The organism is Hydrocoleum sp. CS-953 (genome assembly GCF_002260545.1).
Taxonomy (GTDB): Bacteria; Cyanobacteriota; Cyanobacteriia; order Cyanobacteriales; family Microcoleaceae; genus Trichodesmium.
Genome location: NZ_LGSU01000629.1, coordinates 1 through 3,965, shown reverse-complemented (window position 1 = coordinate 3,965; position 3,965 = coordinate 1). Strand labels below are relative to the sequence as shown.

4 protein-coding genes and 1 pseudogene are annotated in these 3,965 nt (G+C 36.8%); all 5 read right to left on the bottom strand.

Going from position 1 to position 3,965, the window contains the following annotated elements:
* Window positions 1–751, bottom strand: a pseudogene (locus tag AFK68_RS07030) (hypothetical protein); the annotation flags it as partial.
* Between the two features lies 1 nt (window position 752).
* Window positions 753–992, bottom strand: a complete 240-nt coding sequence (locus AFK68_RS34650) for a hypothetical protein (RefSeq protein ID WP_143437649.1) — start codon at window positions 990–992, stop codon at window positions 753–755.
* Window positions 993–1,013: 21 nt separating this feature from the next.
* Complete coding sequence (locus AFK68_RS07025; RefSeq protein ID WP_094672141.1) at window positions 1,014–1,835, bottom strand: DUF1822 family protein; 822 nt, start codon at window positions 1,833–1,835, stop codon at window positions 1,014–1,016.
* Between the two features lie 115 nt (window positions 1,836–1,950).
* Window positions 1,951–2,742 (bottom strand): hypothetical protein, encoded by a 792-nt coding sequence (locus AFK68_RS07020; protein WP_094672140.1) that lies wholly within the window; start codon window positions 2,740–2,742, stop codon window positions 1,951–1,953.
* A 395-nt stretch (window positions 2,743–3,137) separates the two neighbouring features.
* Window positions 3,138–3,584, bottom strand: coding sequence for a hypothetical protein (locus AFK68_RS07015; RefSeq protein ID WP_094672139.1), 447 nt, complete (start codon window positions 3,582–3,584; stop codon window positions 3,138–3,140).
* Between the last annotated feature and the right edge of the window lie 381 nt (window positions 3,585–3,965).

Sequence of the window (3,965 nt, the reverse complement as noted above, 5' to 3'; positions counted from 1 at the left end):
TGTTATAGTAGGCTAATCCTAGGTTGTATTGAGTCATTGCCCAATCTAGGGGATAGGCAGATTCAGTTCTCACTCTCAAAGCAGCTTGGTAGCAGGCAATAGCAGGTTCTATGTTATCGGCTGTGTTACCTTTGATTCTGTTTTTGTAGGCAGTACCAAGATTATTTTGAATCCTTGCCCAATTTTTGGTGTTTTCCTGAAGGTGGCTGAGGGTGAATAGATATCCGGCGATCGCTATTTCTATTTGTGCTTTTCTGTCTCCCCTTGGAAAATCCAAAATATGAAAACTCAGGTTTACGATTAATGCAACAGTAGTATCGGTAGTTTCGGGAGGGTTGTTAGTGATGAGGTCGGATGCGTATTTTGGCAGGATGTGGGCGAGGTTTTCATCAAGGAGGTGTCGGTTATTGTTTAGGATGTGGTAGACGATGCTTTTGTTTGCTTTACCGTTGTAAATTTCTAATTCTGCTTGTAGTAGTTGTTGCAGTAGAGTGATGTAAGATTCTACGGAGACAGATTTTGGCGATTGATTTAACCATTGTGCTAGTTGTTGAGCCATATTCATTAGCTGTCGGGCGTTATTTTCGTTGCCTGCTTCTGCCAGGTGTTGAGCATATTGCTGCATTACAGCGATTAATCCTTCATCTATGAGGTGTTCATGATTTTGGAGAATATTTGGCACTTCGCCTTGGTGACATTCTAGGAGTTCGTGAATTAGTTCTGTGTATGCTGTTAGGCGTTGTTCGTTCATGTTATTTTTGTTTGATCTGAATAATTTGATTCTCTCTTGCTGCAATTAAAATCTCTATATAGAGGCGATCGCTTACTCGAAAATTAGCTTGCTGGATTAGACGATCAATTATTAGCACTGGGAGCATCTTGCTCCCGTCCATAATTCTTCCCTTGCTCGCGTTAATTCTCCCATGAGCATTCCTCCGGCGTGTAAGTGAGATGCTCAAAGTATCAACACCCCGGTAGGGGCGAATGGCCATTCGCCCCTACAACATCTAAAATTACTCCCAAATCTCTGCCAATTTACCCAAAAGTTTTTTAGCCAACTTTTGAGTAGTGCGCGACACCGACTTAATTTCTGCCACAGGTTCCCCTACCTCATCTCTGGTAGAAATAGCCATTCCTTCTTCCATAACTTTACCGACGGCGGGCAAATCACCCGCCAATACCTTTCCCCCTTTACCACGCCAGTTTCCCCCATCATCAGGAGATTGACGATAAATTGCCTCGAATGCTGCTGCCATTAAACCCAAAGATTTTTCCTGGGTTTCGACCTCCACAACATTACGAAATTCCACAGCTAAGGGGTCATCACTAAGCAAAAAATCCCTACCCGCTTCTAACTGCATTAAATAATCCAATAAATTTTCAGCAGGTTGTAACATTTCCAGAGAAACATAACCATCAGATTCAGTTAAATCGCTCAAACAAATAAATCCTAAAATATCGCCAAAATCCAAAGATTCATCAAAACCAACAGCCACATAAACCAGTCGATTTTCTCTGACAAATTCAGGAATTAAAAAACTTATTTCTCCTGGTAAAACCCGACGAAATTCTATTACTCCCAAATCGGGAATAATTACATCTGCCACATCCTCAGCCATCCGCCAAACAGGATTAAAACAGTCAGCATTTTCTAAGTTTGTATCAAAATCTAAGCCATTGATAAAATCTCGCCCGATATATACTGCCAGAGTATTTAGATAAACTTCTTTTGCCCGTTGTTGAGAAAGTTGTTGTTTGGCAAATTGTTCAGCCATAGCATAACTTTCTGGAGATAACGGAACTCTAAAAATCAATGATTCGGTGATGTTATTCATAGTTGAAGTTAATAATTATAGATTGACAATTCATTCAAAAAAGGTATATATAGGGACGTTTCATGGAACTACAGAGTGGAATATTAAGCCTGAGTTCTGACTCACTTATTCAATATTATTTTCTGGAATAAATTGAATTATTTTCTGCAATAATTTGCTCTATACATTTGAGGCATTTATTCTTCCAATTTCGATTAACAGTAGATTGATTAACACCTATTTTATTAGCAATTTCTGTTTCTGTATAACCTCGACATTTCAGCAGTAAAAATTCCCAGCAGTCAACTTTTTTAGTACAGTTGCGCAACTTATCTATAGAACCACCAAAAATAGGTAAATTATCTATAGTTTCCTGAGAAAGATCCCCTAGGTCAAAATTATCTAAATCGTTTAAGTTTTTATGGTCTTTTATCTTCTCACCCACCGTTGAATATTCTTGACCATCAACATCATTTCTAGGTTGGTCTAAACTGACAACAATCTGCCCATCAACTTGACTTTTGCTTTGCCATTGACGATATAAATTACAAGCTGTATTGTAGTGGGCACGATTAAAGTAACAAATGAAAAGATTATCAAGCTTATCATCAGAAATATTATCTAGTTGATCGAGAGTAATTTGATTTCTCCTACAAAAATTTGTAAGAATTTTGTCAAACTTTAAGAATGTTTCCTGTAGGGAATTATCATAAAATTCATTTGAGTCATCAAAATTAGTCTGAGAAAAACTCTTCTTAACTATTAGACCAATTTTCGGATGTTGCAAAAGCCATGTTGACAACTTATTTCTGGCTCTATTACGAATATCAGCTTCATCCTTAAGGATGTCCTTGAATAACTGGCTCAAGTCTTCCGGTTTTAGATTCATTGCCTGTTGCTGTTGACTTTTTAATGGTGCTTTTATCATATCATTACTAAAATTTTAGGACAAAAAAGCAAAAATTAGGCCACATAAATTCTCTTGTGTGCCTTTAGTAATTACTTCTGGGATTCGATGCAAAAAAATGCTGGAAAAATCTATAATTTCGTAGCTCATATTGTAGGGATTTTCCATACAATGTCCCTACGAGTTTATTGATTGGTCAAACTAAGAGTTAGTAGTAGCGCGTCTAGGCTAAAATTGTGGGTAAAAAAACCTAACCTCCTAACCTCCTTCCCTGCAAGGGAAGGGGGAATATATATCTCTCTTCTCGGAGTAGGAGAGGGGTCGGGGGAGAGGTCTTCCGGGTTGCTCAAACTTACCCACAGTTTTAGTCTAGATGTTCTATTAGAATGGGCAAATACTAATTGTTTTATTCACAGTTAACCAGTTAATCTATTTAGATTTGTACACCCTACTTCTGCCTCTACTAAAAAACCATCAAATTTATCACATTCTGAAACTAGACAACTGACTAAATTCACAAAATAACCTGAATCAACAAAGTTCATATCTACATTGTGCATGATAGAATAAACCATCTTACCCTGAATTTTTTCCACACACCATTCCCCCAGTTTGTATTCAGCATTTTTTGTTAATAAAACACTAGAAATAATATGTGGAATCTCCTCTAAAGAATCAAATACAGCAGCACTAGGAACAGAAAATTTCAGAATAGAATCATATTTAGTGATATAAAGTATTTGCTCTATTCCAGAATCCATACTAAACTTAAGCATTGCCTCTCTATCATTTAATTTAGCAATGTTCCCGCCAGTTTTCGCACTATTATTTATAACCAAGTCTTCAAAAGATTGTATGGCCATTTTTACTTCACTCCTAATTTATTTGTTCTAGTTACTTAACGTTTGGAGTGAAGGAAATTATGCTTTATCAATAATTTATTTTATTGATAAACCAAAACTTGCAATAGACTGACACATCTTAAATAGTGCAAATTTGTAGAGGCGGGTTCCACATTAAATTAATAAGTTTAACCATTAGATAAAATCAACCCGCCCCAAAATAAATAGGCAGTAAAATGTGGCAGTAGTAGGGGCGGTTTCCACATTAAATTAATGAGTTTAACCATTAGATAAAATCAACCCGCCCCTACAAATTCAATTATTGGTCAAACATATAGGTTTGGGTTGGGAGACCAAACCCCTACAGTTTTGTTTCACGAACTATTTCTTATTGTTATATGG

Bases quoted from the DNA above. Each gene is read 5' to 3' on its own strand.
- AFK68_RS07015 (WP_094672139.1), bottom strand. From the start codon at position 3,584: ATGGCCATACAATCTTTTGAAGACTTGGTTATAAATAATAGTGCGAAA.
- AFK68_RS34650 (WP_143437649.1), bottom strand. From the start codon at position 992: ATGGCCATTCGCCCCTACCGGGGTGTTGATACTTTGAGCATCTCACTT.
- AFK68_RS07025 (WP_094672141.1), bottom strand. From the start codon at position 1,835: ATGAATAACATCACCGAATCATTGATTTTTAGAGTTCCGTTATCTCCA.
- AFK68_RS07020 (WP_094672140.1), bottom strand. From the start codon at position 2,742: ATGATAAAAGCACCATTAAAAAGTCAACAGCAACAGGCAATGAATCTA.